Origin of the sequence: Roseovarius sp. ZX-A-9 (genome assembly GCF_028369135.1) — a bacterium.
GTDB lineage: Bacteria > Pseudomonadota > Alphaproteobacteria > Rhodobacterales > Rhodobacteraceae > Roseovarius.
Genome location: NZ_JAPWHW010000024.1, coordinates 23,915 through 44,978, shown reverse-complemented (window position 1 = coordinate 44,978; position 21,064 = coordinate 23,915). Strand labels below are relative to the sequence as shown.

Here is a 21,064-nt window from a genome sequence, read left to right as displayed (position 1 = left end):
CGCGCCCAAGCCCGGCCTATTCTGCCGCCTGCCGCCTAGCTTGGCCGCTATCAAAGAGGTAATCGCGGGTCAACGGCACCGCGTCCTGCACCGGTGACAGCTGCATCTGGAACACCACCTGCCGGTTCAGCCGGAATGTCAGTTCTGACGCGACAAGGTAGTAGCGCCACATCCGGCAGAACCTTTCGTCATAGAGTTCGCGGGCGGCGTCCACATTCGCCATGAACCTGTCGTGCCAGTGGCGCAGGGTTTCAGCGTAGTGCAGGCGCCATACCTCGACATCCGTGGCGATCAGCCCGGAGTTTTCCACTGCGCGGGTCATTTCCGACAGTGCGGGAACATAGCCGCCGGGAAAGATGTACTTGGCGATCCAGGGGCTGGTTGCGCCCGGCGGGCCGGCACGCCCGATCGAATGGATCAGCGCGACGCCGTTCGGAGCGAGCCTTTCCCTGACTTTGTCGAAATAGACGCGGTAATGCGGCACACCGACATGCTCGAACATGCCGATCGACACGATCCGGTCGAACTGCCCTTCGACGGCGCGGTAATCCATCAGCTCAAAGCGGGCGCGATCTGCCAGCCCGGCGGCGCGGGCGCGCTCATTGGCGACGCGATGCTGTTCGCGTGACAGCGTGACCCCCAGCACCTGCGCGCCGTAATCGCGCGCCAGTGTCAGGCCCATGCCGCCCCAGCCACAACCGATATCAAGCACCCGCATCCCCGGCTTGAGCAACAGCTTGGCCGCAATGTGGTGTTTCTTGGCGGTTTGCGCGTCTTCCAGGCTCATGCCCGGATCGGCGAAATACGCGCAGGAATATTGCCGGTCCGCGTCAAGGAAAAGATCGTAGAGCTTGCCGGACAGGTCATAGTGATGCGCGACGTTGGCGCGGGCGCGCGGGGCGGGGTTGAACTGTGCGGCCCAGCGGCCCAGGTGCTGGACCATCTCCAGCGGGCGGCGGAACCAAGGCTGGCCCTGTTCCGCGAGATTGCCGATCGCGACCCCGAGAAAGCCGTATAGATCGTCATTCTCGATACGCAGCTTGCCGTCCATATAGGCTTCGCCGACGGCCATGTCGGGCGAGAGCACGATGCGCCGGGGCAAGGACGGATCGTGTAGGCTGACGGCGGCCCGCTGGCCGCCGGTGGCATCGCCGTAAATACGTTGCGTGCCGTCCGGGTAGGTTACGCTCAGTTCGCCCCGACGGATCAGATGTGTCAGGAAACGGTGTAGTATATTGCTCCACATGTCTCACCCCCATTCAAATGCGCCTATGCGGACGCCCCCTTCTGGTAGATGCAATGGCTGCGCTTACATCGCGCAACTGCCGGAGTTTTGCGCAAAAGAGCCGATATGTAAACGGTTTTACCACTAGATTGGTTCCACCGGGCTATTTCCGGCATGGGGCTGCCCCTTGACTTTGCCGTCCGGGCAAGGTGTATCGGCGCGAACCGACAGAAGCCAACAAACACCAACCTGACGCCGATTTCCAGCGCCCCGCAGGCCGGGGACCATGAGGACCGACATGCACCCATTTCGCAGCCATACCTGCGCCGAGCTGACCAAATCAAACGTGGGCGACGCCGTTCGCCTCAGCGGCTGGGTTCACCGGATCCGAGATCATGGCGGCGTGCTGTTCGTCGATCTGCGCGATCATTACGGCATTACCCAGGTCCTGTGCGATCCCGACAGCCCGGTCTTTGCCGAGGTCGAGAAGCTGCGCAGCGAATGGTGCGTGCGCATCGACGGCACGGTCAAGGCGCGCGATGACAGCCTGGTGAACCCCAAGCTGCCCACCGGCGAGATCGAGGTTTATGTGCGCGATATCGAGGTTCTGGGCGCTGCCAAAGAGCTGCCGCTGATCGTGTTCGGCGATCAGGAATACCCCGAGGAAACGCGCCTGCGGTATCGCTATCTCGACCTGCGCCGCGATGCGATGCAGGCCAACATGACACTGCGTTCGGACGTGGTGCGCAGCATCCGTGAACGGATGTGGGGCAACGGGTTCCGCGAATACCAAACGCCGATCATCACCGCGTCCAGCCCCGAAGGCGCGCGCGATTTCCTGGTTCCGTCGCGTCTGCACCCCGGCAAGTTCTACGCGTTGCCGCAAGCGCCGCAGCAGTTCAAGCAGCTGATCATGGTCAGCGGATTCGACAAGTATTTCCAGATCGCGCCCTGTTTCCGGGACGAAGACCCGCGTGCTGATCGCTCGCCTACCGATTTCTATCAACTCGACATGGAGATGAGCTTTGTCGAGCAGCAGGACGTGTTCGACACGATCCAGCCGGTGATCGCGGGCGTGTTCGAAGAGTTCGGCGGTGGCCGCAAGGTCGACCAGACCTGGGAGCAGATCAGCTTCAAGGATTCCGCGCTGTGGTACGGCACTGACAAGCCCGACCTGCGCAACCCGATCAAGATGCAGCGCGTCAGCGAGCATTTCGCAGGCTCCGGTTTCGCGATCTTTGCCAAGCTGCTGGAGCAGGACGGCACCGAAATCCGCGCCATCCCCGCGCCGGGCGGCGGATCACGCAAGTTCTGCGACCGGATGAACGCCTTCGCTCAGAAGGAAGGGTTGCCCGGGATGGGTTACATCTTCTGGCGCGATCAGGGCGAGGGGATGGAAGCCGCCGGCCCGCTGGCCAAGAACATCGGCCCCGAGCGCACCGAAGCGATCCGCCAGCAACTGGGCCTTGAGGTCGGGGATGCGGCGTTCTTCCTCGGAGGCAAGCCGTCCGCGTTCGAGGCTGTCGCGGGTCGTGCGCGCAACGAGATCGGGCGCGAGTTGAAGCTGATCGACGAGGATCGCTTTGCCTTTGCTTGGATCGTCGATTTTCCGATGTACGAGGCCGACGAGGAAACCGGCAGGATCGATTTCAGCCACAACCCGTTCTCGATGCCGCAGGGCGGGCTGGAGGCGCTGAATGGCGATCCTCTGGAAGTGCTGGGCTATCAGTACGATCTGACCTGCAACGGCTACGAGTTGGTCTCGGGCGCGATCCGGAACCACCGACTGGACGTAATGATCAAGGCGTTCGAGCTGGCCGGCTATGACGAGGCCGAGGTGCGCAAGCGCTTTGGCGGGATGGTCAACGCCTTCCAATACGGCGCACCGCCCCACGGCGGCTGTGCGGCCGGGATCGACCGGATCGTGATGCTGCTGGCGGACGAGGCCAACATCCGCGAAGTCATCATGTTCCCGATGAACCAGCGTGCCGAAGACCTGATGATGAACGCCCCCAGCGACCCCACCAGCGATCAGTTGATGGAGCTGGGCCTGCGGGTTCTGCCGCGCGAGGACTAACCGCCGCGCTGCTTTGAGCGCGGGGGTAAGACACGAAAATGGCCGCGGGCGGGATGCCTCGCGGCCATTTTGCATTCATGGGCGGGTCAATCCTCCAGACTGTCCTCGCGCTTGGCATCAATCAGCGAGCGCTCCTCGGCCTTGCGGTTCAGAAACCGTTCGCCGTAGCCTTCGATATCGTCTTTGCTGATGACCTCTTTGGCGCGGGTGAACACCTCGTCCTCTTCTTCGTCGACGTGGTGCTCATAGTCGTGGCGCAGGGTCTTGAACCGGGTCAGCCAGCCACTGGACGACATGTCCATCTCGTTCAATTCTTCCATGATGTCATCAAGCTGCTGATGCTCATGCACCGAATGGCGAGCCGAATCCTGCCCCCAGGTCTTGGAAATCAGCTTGGAATAGAACGTCTCTTCTTCTGCTGCGGCGTGGCTCTTGACGTCGCGGTAGAATTTTCGCCACGCGCGGCGGCGGTCCTCGCTGTCGCCGGTGGTGTCGGCGATCTGCGCCAGCAAGGCGCGATGTTCGTCATGGTCGTTGCGGATGGCGGTGTAGATATCAGGCATGGCTGTCTCCTTGGTTTGACAGCCTAACGCCGAATGTCTGTCCGCGGTTCCTTGCGCGGTCAGAGCGTGGGATCATCCGTCGCGCGCACCAGCCGAGTCAAATCGCTCAGCGCCTCGCGCTGCCGCCCGTCCGCACCGAAATTCGACGGGTCGAGCCAGAGGCGAAATGCCTCGTCCAGCGCGGGCCATTCGCTGTCGATGGCGGCAAACCATGCGGTGTCGCGGTTGCGGCCCTTGACCACGGTGGCCTGACGAAAGACGCCCTCGTAGCTCAGCCCGAGGCGCTGCGCGGCGCGGCGCGAGGGATGGTTGAGCGCATCGCATTTCCACTCGAACCGGCGATACCCGGCCTGAAACGCCCATTTCATCATCATATACATCGCTTCGGTCGCGGCCCGCGTGTGTTGCATCTGCGGGGCCATGGCGATGAAGCCCAGTTCGATCGACCCGGCTTCCGGCTTGATCCGCAGGTAAGAGGCAAATCCGCCAAAGCGGCCGCTGACTTTGTCCTTGATCGCGTAGAATACGATGCCCGGTGTTGCGACCGCATCGCGCATCCAGCGGTGGAACTGCGCGGAAGAGGCGAACGGGCCTACGGGCATATAGTCCCAGACCCAGTCATGCCCGTCGAAGGCGCGAAAAAGCAGCGCCGCGTGCGCCTCTGGATCGAGCGGCGTCAGCATCGCATAGCGCCCGTCCAGTTGCATGGCACCGGGGATGGGCGGCGGCGTCCATCCTTCGACACGCGGGCCGCGGGGGCGAAGGTCAAGTTCGGGCATAGGCGGCCTTTCTTGCGGTTGGTTGCGTGATCATAGTCCTGCAGGCGCGGGGCATGAAAGCAAAACCCGTCAGAGGATCAACCGTGGATCGGTGCCCATGTCGAGACCGGGGAAAACCTCGGCCTCCAGCGTGGTCCGGTCCAGCCCGTAAAGCCCGGCGAGCAGCCAGGCCAGATGCGCGCGCAGATCGCGGGTCGGGCGCAGGTCGCGGCGTTGATAGAGATCGGCCTCGGCCAGACCGGGCCAATCGGCCACGACGCGCCCGCCGCGCACCGCACCGCCCGCCAGCAGCATTGCGCCGGCAGTGCCATGATCGGTCCCGCCCGAGCCGTTGAGCCGCGCGGTGCGGCCAAACTCGGTAACGGCGACAATCGTTGTGCGCGCCCAAAGGGGGCCAAGCTCGGCCTGCAAGGTCAGGATCGCGGTGGAGAGCGGGCCAAGCGCGCGGGGCAGGTTGCGCTCCTGGCGTGAATGGGTATCGAACCCGCCCAGCGAAAACGCGGCGATGCGCGTCTCGGCGCGCAGCTGGGTTGCGGCGAATCGTGCGATGGTTTCGGGCTGTGTGCCGGTCCGCGCGGCGCGCACGCTCTCGCTCATCGCGTTCATCATGTCGCCGCTGGTCGTGGTGTCCGTCGCGGTCATTGCGCCGCCAAGGTCGGTCGCTGACAGCGCGATCGCCTCCAGCGTGGCATCGCGAAACAACGGGTCGTCATGCATCACCCGTTCCAGCAGCAGTTCGGCCTGACTGCTGAGGGTCAGCGCGGCATCGGGTGCCCAGTTGGCCACCGGCGCCGCACCGCGCGTCAGCAACATATCGGCGCGCCCAATGGCATAGGCGGTGCGGGAAGCGGCCCCCGGCAGATGCGCCAGCGCGCGATTGAGCCAGCCACTGCGATTGCGGCCCAAGGCGTCCATGCCGGTGCCGGCCTCCAGCATGTCCTGCCCGTCGAAATGGCTGCGCCGGTCGCGATAGGGGGTCGACACCGCATGCACGAAGCCCAACTGCCCTGCCTGCCATAGCGGATGCAGGCTCGCGAGGCCGTCATGCAGCGCAAAGAACCCGTCAAGGTCCAACGCCGCGCCGCTGTCCGGGCGCAGCGCGGCAAAACCTGCATCGCCGCGTGGCTGCACCAGACCCAACCCGTCCAGCCCGCCGCGCAGGATGATCACCACCAGGCGGTTGTCGGACGGCGCGCTGGCCAGTGTCACGGGCGTGACCAGCGGATTTGCAGCCAGGCAGCAGCCCAGGGCGGCACTGCGGCGCAGCATCTGGCGGCGGGTGAGGGTCATGGGCTGTGCCTCTCTTTCAGAACCGCTGGAAGGCCGGGGAGGCCAGGATGATGCCGATGCCTTCGGCGCGGCTCTCGGCGGCGCGGGCGGCAAACTTGACCGGCTCGGGCGCGCTGTCGCCTAGGGCGGCGATCAGAAACGCCTCGGGCCGGGGCAGGGCGCGGCGCAGTTGAAACGGCGCGCTCATCACCCATTGCAGCCGTGCCGCAAGGCGCTGCGGCGTGATCCAGTCAGGATCATCCTCGGGCCAGCCATCCGGGCCGGGGGGCGCCCCCATTGGTTGACCCATCAGCGCCATCGGGGTCAGCAGCAGGTTCTGCATGCGGCGCAGGTTGCTCAAGGGCAGGTGACGCGGCACCAGATCGAGCGCGCGCAGCGCGGAGCCCACAAAATCGACCGGCTGCTTGACGTTGCGCAGCTCGGTGGACCACGCATCGGGATGGGTCAGCAGCGCGTCGGTGACTGCGGCCAGATCGCCGGCGGTCTCGGTATAACGCAGGGTCAATGCGCGGATCAGCGACGGCGGCGGATTGTCCGATACGAAATGCACTGCCAGTTTGCGCGCGACATGGGCGGCAGTGGCAGGGTGGGCGGCTAGATCATCCAGTGCTGCGTGGATGTCGGCCAGCCGCGCATCAGCACCACCATAGTGAATGCCCAGCACCGTCTCGGCCCCGGGTTCGGCCATGTCCGGGCGAAAGGCAAAGCCGCTTTTCATGTCGAAGGTGAGGCCGGTCAGCAATTCGGCCATCTGGCGTACGTCCGCTTGGGTGTAGGGGCCGTTCGCGCCCAGCGTGTGCAGTTCCAGCATCTCGCGGGCGAGGTTTTCGTTCAGCCCGCGCTTGCCGCGCGCGGCGGGGCTGTTGGGGCCAAAGGAGCGGTATTGGTCAAGATAGCTGAGCATCAGAGGCTGGGCCACCGCCGCGCGCAGCATGTCGGCAAAGCGGCCCGCGACATGCGGGCGAATTGCCTCTTCGATATAGGGCAGGTGGGCAAAGCTCCAGATTTGCCCCACACCGCGCGCCGTAAAGTGATCTGCCCAAAAGGCCGTGAGCCGTTCGCGCAACGCGTCGCGCGTCAGTGCGCGCCGCAGGAAAGTATGGCCCGTCCAGCGCGCAGCATCGGTACGCAGGGTGCGACGCAGATCCTTGTAGTGGTCCTCGGCGGCGCGCCGCGCGGCATCGGTCTTGGCCTTGCGCCGGGCACGCCGGGCGCGTTGCAGCGCGTGCAGCTGTGGCTGGATCGTGCTGAATCGCGCGATGGGATAGGCTGCGGCGGCGTCATCCGGGCCGGTGAGCCGGGCCAGCATCTCTGCCGCGGAACCCGGTGGCGCCAGGCGCGGGGACAGCCCGCAGCCAAAGCGTATCTCGGCCAGTCGCGGATCAAATGGCACTCCGGCATCCTCCCTGCGCGCATCAAATGCGTAACCGCAATATAGGGTGCGACGGGGCGGAATCCACCGGCGTCATCAAGGTGGTCTTGCTACATCGCCGCGCGGTTGCTCAGGCGCGCCTGCACCAGCCCGGCCAGTTGCGCCAGCCGCGCGCCGCGTGCCACGCCATCGCGGCGAGGTTCTGACAGCGCGGTGGCGGCGTTCAGCAGCGGTGTATCGTCGGCGGCCCGTGCCACCCCGCCCAGAAACTGCGCCACGTAGTCGATCACCGGCCCCTCGTCGTGCAGATCCAGCAGGTTGGACGCGTGCATCATGTCATCGCGAAACGCCATCGGGTCGGGCCGCACGGGATCAGAGCGCAGGACGCGCGGGCCGCCCGGCTGGCGATCGCGCGGCAGGGTGTTCAGAATGACCTGCTGGAACGAGCCCAGATCGACCAGCGGTTTGGCCAGGAACCCGTCAGCGCCGGCATTCAGCGCGCTGGCCTCGGCCCCGTCGGTGGCGCTGGCGCCAATGATCGAGCCGACGCGCGGCTGCGCATCGTCCAGTTCCCGGATCAGCTCCAGCCCCGATCCGTCCGGCAGGCCAAGGTCGATGATCACCGCCGAGGGCCGGTAGACCGACAGGTGCCGCCGCGCCGAGCGCAGGCAATCGGCCCGCCGGATGCGCGCGCCGCTGTGCAGGCACATCAGGCGCATAGCATCGCTGGCATACAGACTGTCTTCGACCACCAGAATCGTCATGCCCAGCAGAGGGCGCGTGGCAGAAGGGGGCGGAGTGTCGATGGTCAGGGCGGGCAGATCGTCCATGGCAGGGCTCCTGTCGGGTGGTTGCGTTGCAATATGCAGGCAGCATTGCGCAAGCATGGCTAACGCGCGGTTAATGGGCGGGAGCGGAAACGGCGCAGGCAGGCGCGGCGTGCTGACGCCTTGTCTTGGACCTGCAAGCGCCCCATAACGGCGGCCAGACCGAACAAGACCCCGAAAAGGAGAGCCGCCATGATCGGCCGATTGAACCACGTCGCCATCGCCGTGCCGGATTTGGAAGCCGCCGCGGCGCAGTATCGCGATGCGCTGGGCGCCACTGTCGGCGCACCGCAGGACGAGCCAGATCACGGCGTCACGGTCATTTTTATCGAGCTGCCGAACACCAAGATCGAGCTGCTCTATCCGCTGGGCGAGAACAGCCCGATCCAAGGGTTTCTGGACAAGAACCCATCCGGGGGCATTCACCATATCTGCTATGAGGTAGACGATATTCTGGCCGCCCGCGACCATCTGCAATCCACCGGCGCGCGGGTCCTGGGCACGGGCGAGCCGAAGATCGGCGCGCATGGCAAGCCGGTGCTGTTCCTGCATCCCAAGGATTTCAACGGCTGCCTTGTCGAGCTGGAGCAGGTCTGATGGGGCCGGTCTCTGGCATCGTGCTTTTCGTGGTCATCTGGTCGATGACCTTTCTGGTCGCGATTCCGATCCGGCTTCAGACTCAGGGCGAGGCGGGCGAAGTGGTGCCGGGCACCCATACAGGCTCGCCGCAAAAGCACCACCTGAAGAAAAAGGCGCTGATCACGACGCTGGTCGCTGCTGTCATCTGGGCAATCGCTGCATGGATCATCATCACCGGGCAGATCACGCTGGCCGATATCGACCTTTTCGAGCGTTTCGGGCCGGGAGAGTTCAATCCTGCCGAGTGATCGCGTGGAACAGATGCGTGAAGGTCGCGGCACCCAGAATCGGGATGACGAGGTTCACCAGCGGCAGCGACAGCGGCATCGCCATCAGAGTGCCCGCCGCCCATATGCGTAGCCGGTGGCGGCGCCTCAGCTTCTTGGCCTCGACGCGCCCGATCCGGCGCATTGCGGCCAGCTGAAAATATTCCCGCCCCAGCAGATATCCATTGAGCGCCCAGAAGATGAAAATCGCGGCGAAGGGCAGAAAGGCATAGGCAAAGAGCGCCAGCACGTTCGCGCCCACCAGCACCCCGAGGAAATTGACCGTATCGCGCACCGCATCCCAGAAGGGCACCGGTTTCGCGGGGGGCAAAGCTGGATAATGCCGGTCCTCGACGGCCTGTGCCACTTCCTCCAGGAACATCGAGGTGATCGCCGAGGCAACAGGCACCATCAGGAACACCGACAGCAGGATCATCAGCAACAGGCTGCTCCAACCCAGCAGATCGTTCAGCCAGCGGACCTCGCCAATCAGCGGCAGCGTGCTGGCATCGCCCACCAGCCATGCGATCAGCGCCAGAAAAGCCGCGTAGACCGCCACCAGTAGCGCGATGGTCAGGACAATCCCAAACATCATCACGCGCCGGAAACGCGGGTCGTTCAATTGACCCAGCGCCTTGTAAAAGCTGGAAAAGATCATTCCGAAACCCATGTGGTAATGGCGTTGATATCCGGGCGCGGACGCTCTGGCGGCTGCGACGAAGCGGTGCCGATATGGATCAGCCCCGCGATCCGCTCATTTTCCGCCAGCCCCAGTCCGGTCGCGCAGAATTCGCGGTCATGGCTGGGCCAGCCGCTGAGCCAGTTCGCGCCCCAGCCCGAGGCGAGTGCTGCGTTCAGCAAGGCCAGACAGACCGCGCCTGCCGAATAGCTCTGTTCGATTGCGGGGATCTTCTGTGGCGGTTTTTGCGATTCGATCACCGCGACGACCAGATGCGCATGCGCGAAATGCCCCTGCGCCTTTTCGATATCTGCCGCATCCCGGCCCAGCCGAGCGCCAACTTCCGGCACCAGCGCGGCCAGCCGCAGCAGCGCGCCACGTTCCAGCACGATAAAGCGCCACGGCTCCAGCTTGCCATGATCGGGGCTGCGCGCGGCGGCGGTCAGAATCGGCATCAGTGCCTCCCTGTCCGGCACCGGAAGGCCCAGAGTCTTGGCCGGACGCGACCGACGGCTGAGCAGGAAATCAAGGACAGGTTGATTGACGGCAGGCATGGTAATGACTTTCGTTTTCTTTGGCTTTGCTCCTATGTCAGCGCGTGGGCGTGCGGGGTCAAGGGGCATGGCTTTTCGGGCTTGCCGGGATACGCTAAGGAAGCGGGATGGATATCCCCGATCTGTCACACCTCGCCGCCCCCGGTACGCAGTTGACCATTCGCGCGACCACGAAGGCGGCGCGCAACCGGATCGTCGTCGATGGTCAGGTGCTGCGGGTCTATGTCACCGTGGTCCCCGAAGGGGGAAAAGCCAACGCCGCCATCACCCGGCTGCTATCCAAGGCGCTGGGCGTGCCCAAATCGCGCCTGACCTTGCTGCGGGGCGACACCGCGCGCGACAAGGTGTTTCGCATCGAGCCGTGACACGCGCTGCCTGTCCGCGCAGCAGGTTCAGCGCTTTGGTGGTGCTGGTTGCAGGTTATAGACCCCCTCGGGCAGGTTCAGCGCCGCCGCCAGATCGCGCATCTGGCTGATCGTCAGCGTTACGCGCAGGGTCTGGTCGGTGCGGGGATCGTATTGCTCGACCGTGATACATTCCTCGAACGCGTTTATCACCACGTCCTCGGCCAGCGGCGCGGCCCCCTCGTCAACAAGGGTGATCACGGTTGCGTCGAATTCGTGTTCGATGGAAAACATGTGGGAACCCTAGCGCAGTGGCGGGTGTTTGCAAGATGCGGTTCTGCATCGCTGAACGCACTGGCCCTCTTTGTCATGGCTGGGTAGAATGGTGCCAAACACGGTGGGTTTCGCAAAACACATCGAAGCAACAAGAGCCGTGCGCGCGTCCTGCATGATCTGAGCGGCTCAGGTCGGACGCGGCATAGTGGAGAGGATCACGAGGTAGAGCATGCGCAAGATTGCCCTTTTGTGCCTGATGGCATTGTCCGCCTGCGGCGACGTCACCACCACGTCCAGCCCATCCCAGCAACCCGGCAAAACCGCCGCGCCGAGCGCGAACATCATGCCGTCAAGTGCCGCCGTGGCGCAGTTCAAATCCGTCGTCGCCGATGTCGAGCCGGTGGCCGAGCGCGAATGTATCGCCCGCACCAAGGGGCTGAACTGCGATTTCCGTATCGTTGTCGATGACCGCCCGAATCAGCCGCCCAACGCATTTCAGACGGTGGACAAGTCCGGCCGGCCGATCCTCGCCTTCAACCTTGCGCTGATCGGCAGCGTGCGCAATCGTGACGAGCTCGCTTTTGTCATGGGGCACGAGGCAGCGCACCACATCGCAGGCCATCTCGCGCGCCAGCAGAGCAATGCGATGGCCGGCGCGATCATTCTGGGCGGGCTGGCGGCAATCACCGGTGCCAGCCAGGGCGCGGTTCAGAGCGCGTCGGATCTGGGCGCCACGGTCGGCGCGCGCAGCTATTCCAAGGATTTCGAGCTGGAAGCCGATGCACTGGGCACGGTCATCACCAAACGCGCGGGCTACAATCCTGTGCGCGGTGCCGAGTTCTTTACCCAGATTGCCGATCCGGGCGACCGGTTTCTGGGCACCCACCCGCCCAACGCCAAGCGGATCGAGACGGTGCGGCGGGTGAATGACAGCCTGTGAGCCCGGCGGCCCGCAGCAGCCCGGTGATCCGGCAACTGACCGGCGTGATCAGCGATCGGGGTTCGAAATACGCGGTATCGGGGGCGCCCGCCAGCACCCCCGATGAGGTCGATGCGGTTCTCAAGGAACTGAAACGCGCCAAGAAATTCGCCAAGGCGACCCATAACAGCTGGGGGCTGCTGCTAGCGGATGGTACGCCGCTGAAATCCGATGATGGCGAGTCCGGTGCCGGCATGGTGATCCTGCGCATGTTGGAGCGCGAGGCGCTGCACGATCACGTCGTGATCGTCACCCGCTGGTATGGCGGCAAGCATCTTGGCGGCGACCGTTTCCGGCATGTGCAGGACTGCGTGCGCGCCTATCTGGATGACCTGGCGCTTTGATGTATGTCAAAGTTTGCCTATCCGGCGGGCTCTACGGTGGTCTTCAAGGCGCGGCATCCCTGCGCCGTGCGGAGGAGAGACCCCATGACGAATCCCAAAACACTGAGACGGCACGCGGAACTTGTCGACCGCATGTCACGGGTGGTCGGGCTGGATCTGGAAGAAGAATTGATGCGTGGGCAGATGCAGATTGACACGCTGGGCGATGCGGTGCTGCGGTGCACAGGTTGCAGCAATGCCGATGGCTGCAATCACTGGCTGGCGGCGCAGGAGGGCGAGGCCGACGCGCCGCCGGAATATTGCCGGAACACCGAGATATTCGAAGCGCTCAAGGCAGGCAAGCGGGTCTGACCACGCGCTGACCGCAGGCTACATCGGTGACGCGACGGCGTGGCCGATCCCGACAAAGAAACAGCCCGACGCCACCAACACGAAGCCGTGCCAGATGGCGTTGGCATAGCGCAGTTTTTCCCAAGAATAGAATATGATGCCGACGGTGTAGAGCAATCCGCCCAGCAGGATCAGGTACAGGCTCAGGCCCGGCAGCGAAGTGGCCAGCGGCACGAACAGCATGACCCCCAGCCAGCCGAGCGCCAGGTAGGGCATCCAGCCGGTGGTCATCTTACCACGCTCCATCCGCAGCTTGGTGCGTGCGCCCAAGAGCGCCAGCCCCCAGACCAGCAGCAGCAGGAAGTAGCCAAAGGCTGTTCCCAGAAAGACCGCCAGCGGCGTGAAGGTGCCCGCGATCTTGAGGTAGATCGCCGCATGATCCAGCCGGCGCAGCAATGGGCGTGCGGCCGTGTCCGCAAGGATGTGATAGGCCGCCGACGCGCTCAGCATTACCAGCAACGCAGCCGAGTAGACGGCCGTGGCGGTCAAGACGCTCCATTCCATCCGGTCATGTGTCGAGATGAACAATATCGCGATTCCCACCATGGCCGCGCTCACGCCCAGCACGTGAATCGCCGCATCGGCGATGCGTTCTGCCTTTGAATACGGTGGATAGGACATTCTGCTCATGCCTCCTCACCTTCACCTAGGCATGGCGGAATGGCAACTGTCGGGCTTCATCGTGTCCATTTGATGAACAATGCGGACTTTTTGGCATCTCTGGTTCCGCAGGGGGCAATCTCAGGGGCGCACCGCCCCCCACAGATCATATTCTCCGGCCTCGTCCACTTCGACCTGCACGATGTCACCAACGGTCAGGCCCTCGGTGCCTTCATCGATAAAGAGGTTGCCGTCGATCTCGGGGGCGTCGGCGCGGGTGCGGCAGGTCGCGATGCCGTCGGCGTCGATTTCGTCGATGATCACCTCTTGCACAGAGCCAACCTTGGCCGCCAGTTTTTCCACAGAAATGCCTTGGGCTTTTTCCATGAATCGTTCCCAGCGGTCTTGCTTCACATCGTCCGGCACATGGTCCGGCAACGCATTCGATCGCGCGCCCGCGACGTTTTCGTATTGAAAGCACCCGACCCGGTCGAGTTGTGCCTCGTCCAGCCAGTCCAGCAGGGTCTGGAACTCTGCCTCGGTCTCGCCGGGATAGCCAACGATGAAAGTGCTGCGCAGGGTAATTTCCGGGCAAATCGAACGCCATGCGGCGATCTCTTCAAGCGTCTTGGCGGCTGCGGCAGGCCGCGCCATGCGGCGCAGGACATCCGGATGGGCGTGTTGGAACGGGATATCGAGATAGGGCAGCACCAGCCCCTCGGCCATCAGCGGGATCAACTGGCGCACATGCGGATAGGGATAGACGTAATGCAACCGCACCCAGGCGCCGAGGCTGCCCAGATCGCGCGCCAGATCGGTGATATGCGCGCGGTGTCCCTTGGCCTCTGCGTGCTTGATGTCAACGCCGTAGGCCGAGGTATCCTGGCTGATCACCAAGAGTTCGCGCACGCCGTTCTCGACCAGCTTTTCCGCCTCGCGCAGCACCGCATGGGCCGGGCGGCTGGCCAGTTTGCCGCGCATGTCCGGGATGATGCAGAACTTGCACTTGTGGTTGCAACCTTCGGAAATCTTTAGATAAGAATAGTGACGCGGTGTCAGGCTCACACCGCTGGCCGGCAGCAGATCGACAAACGGATCGGGATCGGGCGGCACGGCGGCATGGACCGCATCAAGCACCTGTTCATACTGGTGCGGGCCGGTCACGGCCAGAACCCGGGGATGCGCGCCGGTGATGTATTCGGGCTCGGCCCCAAGGCAGCCGGTGACGATCACCCGGCCATTTTCATCCAGTGCCTCACCGATCGCTTCCAGGCTCTCGGCCTTGGCGCTATCGAGAAACCCGCAGGTGTTCACGATCACCGCATCCGCGCCGGTATAGTCGGGAGAGATCGCATAGCCTTCGGCGCGCAGCCGGGTCAGGATGCGTTCGCTGTCCACCAGCGCCTTGGGGCAGCCGAGGCTGACCATGCCGATGGTGGGTTGGTTACTGCGGCGCGGCCCGGTGCCGGTCAGCGTCATGCGCGCCAGGTCGGGGCGCAGATCGGGAGGATTTGTGCTCATCGACGCGCTATAACGCGACAGGCGCGTTCCGGAAAGGGGCAATGCTTGTTGATGCCTCCTCGGCGTTCTACATTACCTGCGAGAGCAGTACAGGTGAGGCGCGCGTATGAATTTCCTAATCAAGGTGGTCGGTATCCTCGTCGTTGCGGTGCTGATCGCCGTCGGGGCGCTGTTTTTCCTGCCGGGCGACAAGATCGCGCGGATCGCGGCAGATCAGATCAGCGCCATGACGGGACGCCGAGTCGAGATGACCGGCGATACCACCATCAGCTTTTACCCGGTTCTGGGCATCAGCACGGGCGCCACGACCATCGCCAACGCCGATTGGTCGGATGCCGGGCCGATGCTGCGCGCCGACAGTTTCAAGGTCGGCGTTGACCCGATGGCGCTGCTCGGCGGCGATATCCGCATCACCGGGCTCGAGGCGGTCGGACCCACCATCATACTGGAACGCGCCCGCGATGGCCGCGTCAACTGGGAGCTGGGGGTCGAGGGCGTGGCCCCTTCGGGGCAATCGGCTGGCGGCGGCAATGCCACGTCGCGCCGCCTGGCGCTGACGCTGGACCGGGCGTTGATTCGCGATGCCTCCGTGACCTTCATCGACCACGGCGCGGGCACGCGCAGCACGATGGCCGGCATGGCGCTGGATCTGCGCTGGCCCGATTACGAGGGGGAGGCGACCTTTGACGCGGTGCTGCGTCCCGGCCCCGAACCGGTCGAGATCTCGGGCCGCGTGGACAAGGTCGGCACGCTGATCGGGGGCGGGATCTCGGCCCTGCGCGCCACCGTCTCGACGCGCGGCGGCACTGCCAGTTTCGACGGGCGCGGCAGTACTGCGCCGCAGGTCGATGGCAGCCTGACCTTTGACCTCACGAGTACCAGCCAGTTCCTGGCGTCTCTGGGCCTTGGCGCCGCGGACATTCCCGCAGGCTTCGGTCGCGCGATCAAGGGCACGACACGGCTGACCGTGACCGAGGACATGCGCATCTCGCTGCGCGATCTGGGGGTTTCGCTGGATCAGAACCGGCTGAGCGGTGCGGCAGATATCTACCTGGACGGTGCCAAGCCGCGCGTAACCGCGCAATTGGCAGCGGGCGCGCTGGACTTCAGCGCACTTGAGAGCGGCGGCGGCGATGGCGGCGGCACAAGCGGCACGGCCGTCAGTGATGGCTGGTCCAAGGCGCCGATCGATGCCAGCGCCGTGGGGCTGGTGGATGGCGAAATTTCGCTGAGCGCCAGCAGCCTTGACCTGGGCACGCTGAAGTTTGGCCCGACGCGCATTCTGACGACGGTGGACCGGTCGCGCGCGGTCTTCCAGTTCAAGGAGTTGCAGGGTTATGGCGGCAACGTCACCGGGCAATTCGTCGTCAACAACCGGTCCGGCCTGTCGGTGGGCGGCGACCTGAGCGCGGCAGGCATCGACATGGAACGTCTGCTGACCGATGCGGCGGGGATCACGCGCTTTGCCACCAATGGGCGCGCGAGCCTCAAGTTTCTCGGCGTGGGCGGGTCGATCGACGCGATCATGCGCAGCCTCAGCGGCTCGCTCAGCCTGGCCACCGGGCGCGGCGTGATCAGCGGCTTCGATCTGGACAAGCTGATGCGCTCTGGCAATGGCACCGGCGGCACCACGGTGTTCGATGAAATGAGCGCCAGCTTTGCCATCAAGGATGGCAACATGCAGGGCGATGACCTGAAGATGTCGATGCCCCTTGCAACAGCCACCGGGCGCGGGCGCATCGGCCTGGGCGCGCAGGACATCGACTATGTCTTTACGCCTGTCCTGCTGGAAGGCGGCGGCAACAAGGGCTTTGCCATTCCGGTCAAGATCCGCGGCCCCTGGGCCAACCCCAAGATCTGGCCCGATATCGAGGATGCGATTGACCTCAATTTCAAGGAAGAAAAGGAAAAGCTTGAGAAAGAGGTCAAGCAGGAGGTCAAGAAAGAGGTCAACAAGTTTATCGAGAAAGAACTGGGCGTGACCGTCGAAGAGGGCGAATCGGTCGAAGACACGATCAAGAAGGAAGTGGAAAAAGAGGTGATGAAAGAGCTGTTCAAGCTCTTTGACTGAAGCGATCCGGCTTCGATCTCTTGTCTCTACCCGAGCCCGCAGCGTGCAGGCACGCCGGGCCATCCGGGTCGGTGAGGGCTATCAACCGGCGGTCGGCTGCGCGGCGCGGCTTTGCACATTTGTCGTGTAAGAGATGCCCGCCCGCCCGATCGCCCTGCGGATTTGCATGTCGTCCATCAACTGGCCGAGATTTAATTCGGCCGCACGCCCGAGGCCCCTTGCAGAAAATCCCCGCAGCCGCGGACGGCTACGCAGAAGACGCCCGCAAGGGCGGATGCGGCAGTGCAGCTCAGCGCCGACGGTCGCGGCGGCTGCTCATGGGCTGGAACGCGACGCCCACATGCGCCTCGCAATAGGGCTTGCCTGCCTGCACCGGCAGGCCGCAGAACCAGAAATCGTCAGTGGCCGGATCACCTACCGGCCATTTGCAGGTGCGCGATGTCAATTCCATCAGGTCCAGCCGCTTGGCCTTCTTCTCGATCTCGTTGACCTTGGCCAGTGCCTTGGGGTCGATCTCGTTGGTCGAAGGCTGCGGCGGCAGTGGCTGCCCCGCGGGAATGATCGGCTTGATCCGGGTCACCGGCGGTGCGGCGGGCTTTTCAGGCTCCGGCTCGGGCTGCGGCTCGGGTTTGGTGGCGGGTTTGGCCTTGGCTGCGGGTTTCGCCGCGGGCTTGGCTGCCGGCTTGGCCTTGGCCTCTGCCGCAGGGGCGGTGCCGCCGCCGCCATTGCGGTTCGACAGGCCCAGACGATGCACCTTGCCGATCACCGCGTTGCGGGTCACTCCACCCAGTTCCTTGGCGATCTGGCTGGCCGACTGGCCCTCTCCCCACATCTTTTTCAGCAGTTCTACGCGATCATCGCTCCAGGACATTTGCGTTCCTTATCCATAAAGACGGCCCAAAAAGGCGGTCACGTCGGATGCGTGCCGCCCTGTAACTCTCTTGCTTCCTATTCTAATCACTGGAGCCTGAGTTACAAGGTACCGAATCGCCTGGAACAGGAAGGTCGCAGATGATGCAACACACCACGATGGGCACGCGCCGCTTTGGTCGCGTCAACTGGCTCGGTCTTTGGACGCTGGCGGTGCGCGAAGTCATGCGCTTCTGGTCGGTCTGGACCCAGACGCTTCTTGCGCCGCTGGTGACGGCGGGGCTGTTCGTGCTGATCTTTTCCATCGCGATCGGGCCGCGCCGGGGCGATGTGATGGGGGTCGATTTCACCACCTTCATCGTGCCCGGAATCGCGATGATGACAGTGATCCAGAACGCATTTGCCAACACGTCGTCGTCGATCGTGATCGGCAAGGTGCAGGGCAATATCGTCGACACGCTGATGCCGCCGCTCAGCGGGGCAGAACTGGTGCTGGGCTATCTGGCAGGTGCCATCGGGCGCGGGTTGCTGGTGGCGGTGGCGATCCTGATCGGTGTCGCGCTGTTTCTGGGGATCGTGCCGCAGCATCCGCTGATGGCGCTGGGATATGTCGTGCTGGGCTCGGCGCTGATGGGGGCTCTGGGAATGGTGGCGGGCATCTATGCCAACAAGTTCGACCAGATGGCGGCCATCACCAATTTCATCGTGACACCGCTCGCCTTCCTGTCGGGGACGTTCTACTCGGTCGATGCGCTGCCGCCGGTCCTGCGCACGATCACCCATTTCAACCCGATCTTCTACCTGATCGACGGGTTGCGCTACAGCGTTCTGGGCGTGTCGGACAGCTCGCCCGCGCTGGGGGCGTTGGTGGCAGGCGCGGCCACGCTGGCGATCTGTCTGTTGGCCTGGGCGATGTTCCACCGGGGCTACCGGCTCAAGGCGTAAGGGGGCGGGCAGGCGTGCCCCACTTCACACCGATTTGGGCGCGCGCAACCGTGCTTGCCGCCACGCCAGAAGGCCCGCGCCGCTCAGGATGATCGCCCCGCCCGAGATCGAGATCAGATCGGGCTGCACACCGAAGAACGCGAAATCATAAAGCGCGGCAAACACCAGCGCGGCGTAAAAGAACGGCGCGACATAGCTGGCATCGGCGCGCGCCATCGCGTTGATGAAGCAGGCCTGCGCGCCGGCCATCAGCACGCCGATCCCCGCCAGCGCAGCCCATTGCGGCGCGGTGGGCGTCTGCCAGACCGGGATCACGGCCAGCGTCGCGATCATGGCGCCGATCACGTTGTTGACCAGCAGCACCTGCATCGGCGCCTCGCGCCCCGCGAGTTTCTTGGTTGCGATCAGTTCCGCACCCAGCAGCGCCGCCGCACCCAGCGCCAGCAGCGCCCCGGTTTGCAGGCTTTCCGTGCCGGGCCGAGTCAGGACCGCCGCGCCGATCAGCGCGATCACCGCCGCCGCCCAGCGCACCGGACCGACCCGTTCGCCCAGCAGCGGGATCGCCAGCATCATGCCGAAGACCGGGTTGAGAAAGCTGATCGCGGTGGCATCCGACAGCGGAATGAACGCGGCGGCCGCGAACATCAGCGTGACCCCGCCAAAGCCGAGCGCAGAACGCGTCACATGCAGCCCCAGCGCCGGGCGCACGAATTGCGGGCGCAGGACTGCAGCCGCCAGCGCGAGGCTCAGAAGCGCGAAGGCAAACCGCCCGTGGCTGATCTGCAGCGCATGCATCGGCGGCCCCAGAACCTGCGCGCCCAGCGTGCCGGTCCCCAGCGCCTTGGCCAGCAAGGTCGTGCCCGCCGCCAGCGCTGCGGCCAGCAATGTCAGCAGGGCCGCGAGGCCGGGGTTCTGTGCGCGTGGGATCATCATGGCGCGCAGCATGTGCAATGAGCGCCCCGCCGGAGCAAGCATCAATTCACGCCCGGTGGCAGATTTTGCTTTGCGGACAGCGACAAACGGTCTATTCCAACCGCCATGTGTACAGAATTTGCCCTATGCAGCCCCTCGTGGGCCCGACGTCGACGCAGCTGACCATCGGTCTCGCCCGCGTCTTGTCCCCCCGTCTTGCACCCCCGTGTCCCATCTGATTTCATTGACCTTGCCGCAGGTCGCCTGACACCGGGTCTGCGTCTTGCTCTCTTCAAAGGATCGCTTTCATGATCACCTCCGTCCTGCCGACCTATAACCGTGCGCCGCTCAGCTTTGTCAAAGGCGAGGGCAGCTGGCTGATCGAGGCGGATGGCCGACGTTTTCTTGATCTGGCGGCGGGCATCGCGGTCAATGCGCTGGGCCATGCGCACCCGGTGCTGGTGGCGGCACTGACCGCGCAGGCGGGGCAGCTGTGGCATACATCGAACCTCTACCAGATCCCGCAACAGCAGGAACTGGCAGACCGGCTGGTGGAGGCAACATTTGCCGACACGGTGTTCTTCACCAATTCAGGCACCGAGGCGTGCGAACTGGCGGTCAAGATGGCGCGCCGCCATTTCCACGACGCAGGCCAGCCCGACCGCACCGAGATCATCGCCTTCGAAGGCTCGTTTCACGGCCGCTCCGCCGCAGGCATTGCCGCCGCCGGGTCCGAGAAAATGACCAAGGGCTTTGGCCCCTTGCTGCCCGGCTTCACCCATCTGCCATGGGGCGACCATGACGCGCTGACCGCCGCCATCACCGATAAAACCGCGGCGATCCTGATCGAGCCGGTGCAGGGCGAAGGCGGTATCCGCCCGCTGCCGGATCAATGCCTCAAGGGTCTGCGCGATCTGTGCGACGAGCACGGCATCCTGCTGATCCTTGACGAGGTGCAATGCGGCATGGGCCGCACCGGGCGGCTCTTTGCCCATGAATGGGCCGGGGTCGAACCCGATATCATGATGGTGGCCAAGGGCATCGGCGGCGGTTTCCCCCTCGGGGCGGTGCTGGCGCGCGAAGATGCCGCCAGCGCGATGGTAGCCGGCACCCACGGGTCGACCTATGGCGGCAACCCACTGGCCTGCGCGGTGGGCAATGCGGTGATGCAGATCGTGGCAGAGCCTGCGTTCCTTGAGGGCGTGCGCGCCCGCGCCGGTCTCTTCCGGCAAAAGCTCGAGGGTCTCGTCGCCGCCCATCCGGATGTGTTCGAAGCCGTGCGCGGTAGCGGGCTGATGCTGGGCCTCAAATGCAAGGTGCCCAACATGGATGTGGTGAATGCGGCCTACACCCAACTGCTGTGCACCGTGCCCGCAGCGGATAACGTGGTACGGCTGCTGCCGCCGCTCAACATCACCGAGGAGGAGATCGCAGAGGCGTTCAACCGCCTCAACGCCGCCGCCGACACCCTGGCATCTGCTGGCTGAAAATATCCTCCGGGACTCCGGGGGGAACCCCCGGCGCTCTCGAAAAAAATAAAC

At 64.5% G+C, this 21,064-nt stretch carries 23 protein-coding genes; 10 read left to right on the top strand and 13 right to left on the bottom strand.

Features of this window, described 5'->3' with window-relative positions; translation table 11 throughout:
• Positions 1-16: 16 nt before the first annotated feature.
• A complete protein-coding gene (locus O3306_RS19120) occupies positions 17-1,246 on the bottom strand; it encodes an SAM-dependent methyltransferase (RefSeq protein WP_272010299.1) in 1,230 nt (409 codons plus the stop codon).
• 277 nt (positions 1,247-1,523) lie between these two features.
• On the opposite strand from O3306_RS19120, the gene aspS reads away from it, so the two are divergent.
• Complete coding sequence (gene aspS, locus O3306_RS19115; RefSeq protein WP_272010309.1) at positions 1,524-3,302, top strand: aspartate--tRNA ligase; 1,779 nt, start codon at positions 1,524-1,526, stop codon at positions 3,300-3,302.
• A gap of 86 nt (positions 3,303-3,388) precedes the next feature.
• Here aspS and O3306_RS19110 read toward each other — a convergent pair whose 3' ends face one another.
• The 5 genes from O3306_RS19110 to O3306_RS19090 form a co-directional block, all read right to left on the bottom strand.
• Positions 3,389-3,865 carry a hemerythrin domain-containing protein gene (locus O3306_RS19110; RefSeq protein WP_272010297.1) on the bottom strand — a complete coding sequence of 159 codons (477 nt, stop codon included), beginning with the start codon at positions 3,863-3,865 and terminating at the stop codon, positions 3,389-3,391.
• Between the two features lie 59 nt (positions 3,866-3,924).
• On the bottom strand, positions 3,925-4,644 hold the full coding sequence (locus tag O3306_RS19105) for a GNAT family N-acetyltransferase (RefSeq protein ID WP_272010295.1): 720 nt from the start codon (positions 4,642-4,644) through the stop codon (positions 3,925-3,927).
• A gap of 69 nt (positions 4,645-4,713) precedes the next feature.
• Entirely contained in the window at positions 4,714-5,934 is a 1,221-nt protein-coding gene (locus O3306_RS19100) for a DUF1501 domain-containing protein (RefSeq protein ID WP_272010293.1), read from the bottom strand.
• A 16-nt stretch (positions 5,935-5,950) separates the two neighbouring features.
• On the bottom strand, positions 5,951-7,327 hold the full coding sequence (locus O3306_RS19095) for a DUF1800 domain-containing protein (RefSeq protein WP_272010291.1): 1,377 nt from the start codon (positions 7,325-7,327) through the stop codon (positions 5,951-5,953).
• A gap of 89 nt (positions 7,328-7,416) precedes the next feature.
• On the bottom strand, positions 7,417-8,136 hold the full coding sequence (locus O3306_RS19090; RefSeq protein ID WP_272010289.1) for a response regulator: 720 nt from the start codon (positions 8,134-8,136) through the stop codon (positions 7,417-7,419).
• A 189-nt stretch (positions 8,137-8,325) separates the two neighbouring features.
• Here O3306_RS19090 and mce point away from each other — a divergent pair, with 189 nt between their 5' ends.
• Positions 8,326-8,730 carry a methylmalonyl-CoA epimerase gene (mce, locus tag O3306_RS19085; protein ID WP_272010287.1) on the top strand — a complete coding sequence of 135 codons (405 nt, stop codon included), beginning with the start codon at positions 8,326-8,328 and terminating at the stop codon, positions 8,728-8,730.
• A complete protein-coding gene (locus tag O3306_RS19080) occupies positions 8,730-9,020 on the top strand; it encodes a DUF1467 family protein (RefSeq protein WP_272010285.1) in 291 nt (96 codons plus the stop codon). The genes mce and O3306_RS19080 overlap by 1 nt, the downstream gene beginning before the upstream one ends.
• Here the strand turns inward: O3306_RS19080 and O3306_RS19075 are convergent.
• Entirely contained in the window at positions 9,004-9,696 is a 693-nt protein-coding gene (locus O3306_RS19075; RefSeq protein WP_272010283.1) for an EI24 domain-containing protein, read from the bottom strand. The genes O3306_RS19080 and O3306_RS19075 overlap by 17 nt on opposite strands.
• The gene (locus O3306_RS19070; protein WP_272010281.1) at positions 9,693-10,271 is read right to left on the bottom strand and encodes a nitroreductase family protein; all 579 of its coding nucleotides are present in this window, start codon (positions 10,269-10,271) and stop codon (positions 9,693-9,695) included. The genes O3306_RS19075 and O3306_RS19070 overlap by 4 nt, the downstream gene beginning before the upstream one ends.
• Positions 10,272-10,378: 107 nt before the next feature.
• Here O3306_RS19070 and O3306_RS19065 point away from each other — a divergent pair, with 107 nt between their 5' ends.
• Positions 10,379-10,636 carry a DUF167 domain-containing protein gene (locus tag O3306_RS19065; protein ID WP_272010279.1) on the top strand — a complete coding sequence of 86 codons (258 nt, stop codon included), beginning with the start codon at positions 10,379-10,381 and terminating at the stop codon, positions 10,634-10,636.
• Between the two features lie 27 nt (positions 10,637-10,663).
• Here O3306_RS19065 and O3306_RS19060 read toward each other — a convergent pair whose 3' ends face one another.
• Positions 10,664-10,909, bottom strand: a complete 246-nt coding sequence (locus O3306_RS19060) for a hypothetical protein (RefSeq protein WP_272010277.1) — start codon at positions 10,907-10,909, stop codon at positions 10,664-10,666.
• A 211-nt stretch (positions 10,910-11,120) separates the two neighbouring features.
• On the opposite strand from O3306_RS19060, the gene O3306_RS19055 reads away from it, so the two are divergent.
• The 3 genes from O3306_RS19055 to O3306_RS19045 all read left to right on the top strand — a co-directional run bounded on the left by O3306_RS19055 (position 11,121) and on the right by O3306_RS19045 (position 12,565).
• On the top strand, positions 11,121-11,831 hold the full coding sequence (locus O3306_RS19055) for a M48 family metallopeptidase (protein WP_272010275.1): 711 nt from the start codon (positions 11,121-11,123) through the stop codon (positions 11,829-11,831).
• Positions 11,832-11,857: 26 nt separating this feature from the next.
• Positions 11,858-12,214 (top strand): YigZ family protein, encoded by a 357-nt coding sequence (locus O3306_RS19050; protein ID WP_272010308.1) that lies wholly within the window; start codon positions 11,858-11,860, stop codon positions 12,212-12,214.
• Positions 12,215-12,298: 84 nt separating this feature from the next.
• Entirely contained in the window at positions 12,299-12,565 is a 267-nt protein-coding gene (locus O3306_RS19045) for a DUF6455 family protein (protein WP_272010273.1), read from the top strand.
• 18 nt (positions 12,566-12,583) lie between these two features.
• Here the strand turns inward: O3306_RS19045 and trhA are convergent, their stop codons facing one another.
• Together trhA and rimO are read right to left on the bottom strand one after the other, a co-directional pair.
• Positions 12,584-13,225 carry a PAQR family membrane homeostasis protein TrhA gene (gene trhA, locus O3306_RS19040; RefSeq protein WP_272010271.1) on the bottom strand — a complete coding sequence of 214 codons (642 nt, stop codon included), beginning with the start codon at positions 13,223-13,225 and terminating at the stop codon, positions 12,584-12,586.
• A 120-nt stretch (positions 13,226-13,345) separates the two neighbouring features.
• The gene (rimO, locus tag O3306_RS19035) at positions 13,346-14,725 is read right to left on the bottom strand and encodes a 30S ribosomal protein S12 methylthiotransferase RimO (protein ID WP_272010269.1); all 1,380 of its coding nucleotides are present in this window, start codon (positions 14,723-14,725) and stop codon (positions 13,346-13,348) included.
• Positions 14,726-14,831: 106 nt separating this feature from the next.
• On the opposite strand from rimO, the gene O3306_RS19030 reads away from it, so the two are divergent.
• Positions 14,832-16,796, top strand: a complete 1,965-nt coding sequence (locus O3306_RS19030) for an AsmA family protein (RefSeq protein ID WP_272010266.1) — start codon at positions 14,832-14,834, stop codon at positions 16,794-16,796.
• A 289-nt stretch (positions 16,797-17,085) separates the two neighbouring features.
• Here O3306_RS19030 and O3306_RS19025 read toward each other — a convergent pair whose 3' ends face one another.
• Positions 17,086-17,667, bottom strand: a complete 582-nt coding sequence (locus O3306_RS19025; protein WP_272010264.1) for a GcrA family cell cycle regulator — start codon at positions 17,665-17,667, stop codon at positions 17,086-17,088.
• A gap of 140 nt (positions 17,668-17,807) precedes the next feature.
• On the opposite strand from O3306_RS19025, the gene O3306_RS19020 reads away from it, so the two are divergent.
• A complete protein-coding gene (locus tag O3306_RS19020; RefSeq protein ID WP_272010263.1) occupies positions 17,808-18,611 on the top strand; it encodes an ABC transporter permease in 804 nt (267 codons plus the stop codon).
• Between the two features lie 24 nt (positions 18,612-18,635).
• Here O3306_RS19020 and O3306_RS19015 read toward each other — a convergent pair whose 3' ends face one another.
• Complete coding sequence (locus O3306_RS19015) at positions 18,636-19,544, bottom strand: DMT family transporter (RefSeq protein WP_272010261.1); 909 nt, start codon at positions 19,542-19,544, stop codon at positions 18,636-18,638.
• A gap of 287 nt (positions 19,545-19,831) precedes the next feature.
• On the opposite strand from O3306_RS19015, the gene O3306_RS19010 reads away from it, so the two are divergent.
• Positions 19,832-21,010: an aspartate aminotransferase family protein gene (locus tag O3306_RS19010; RefSeq protein ID WP_272010259.1), complete on the top strand. Its 1,179-nt coding sequence runs from the start codon at positions 19,832-19,834 to the stop codon at positions 21,008-21,010.
• Positions 21,011-21,064 lie beyond the last annotated feature (54 nt).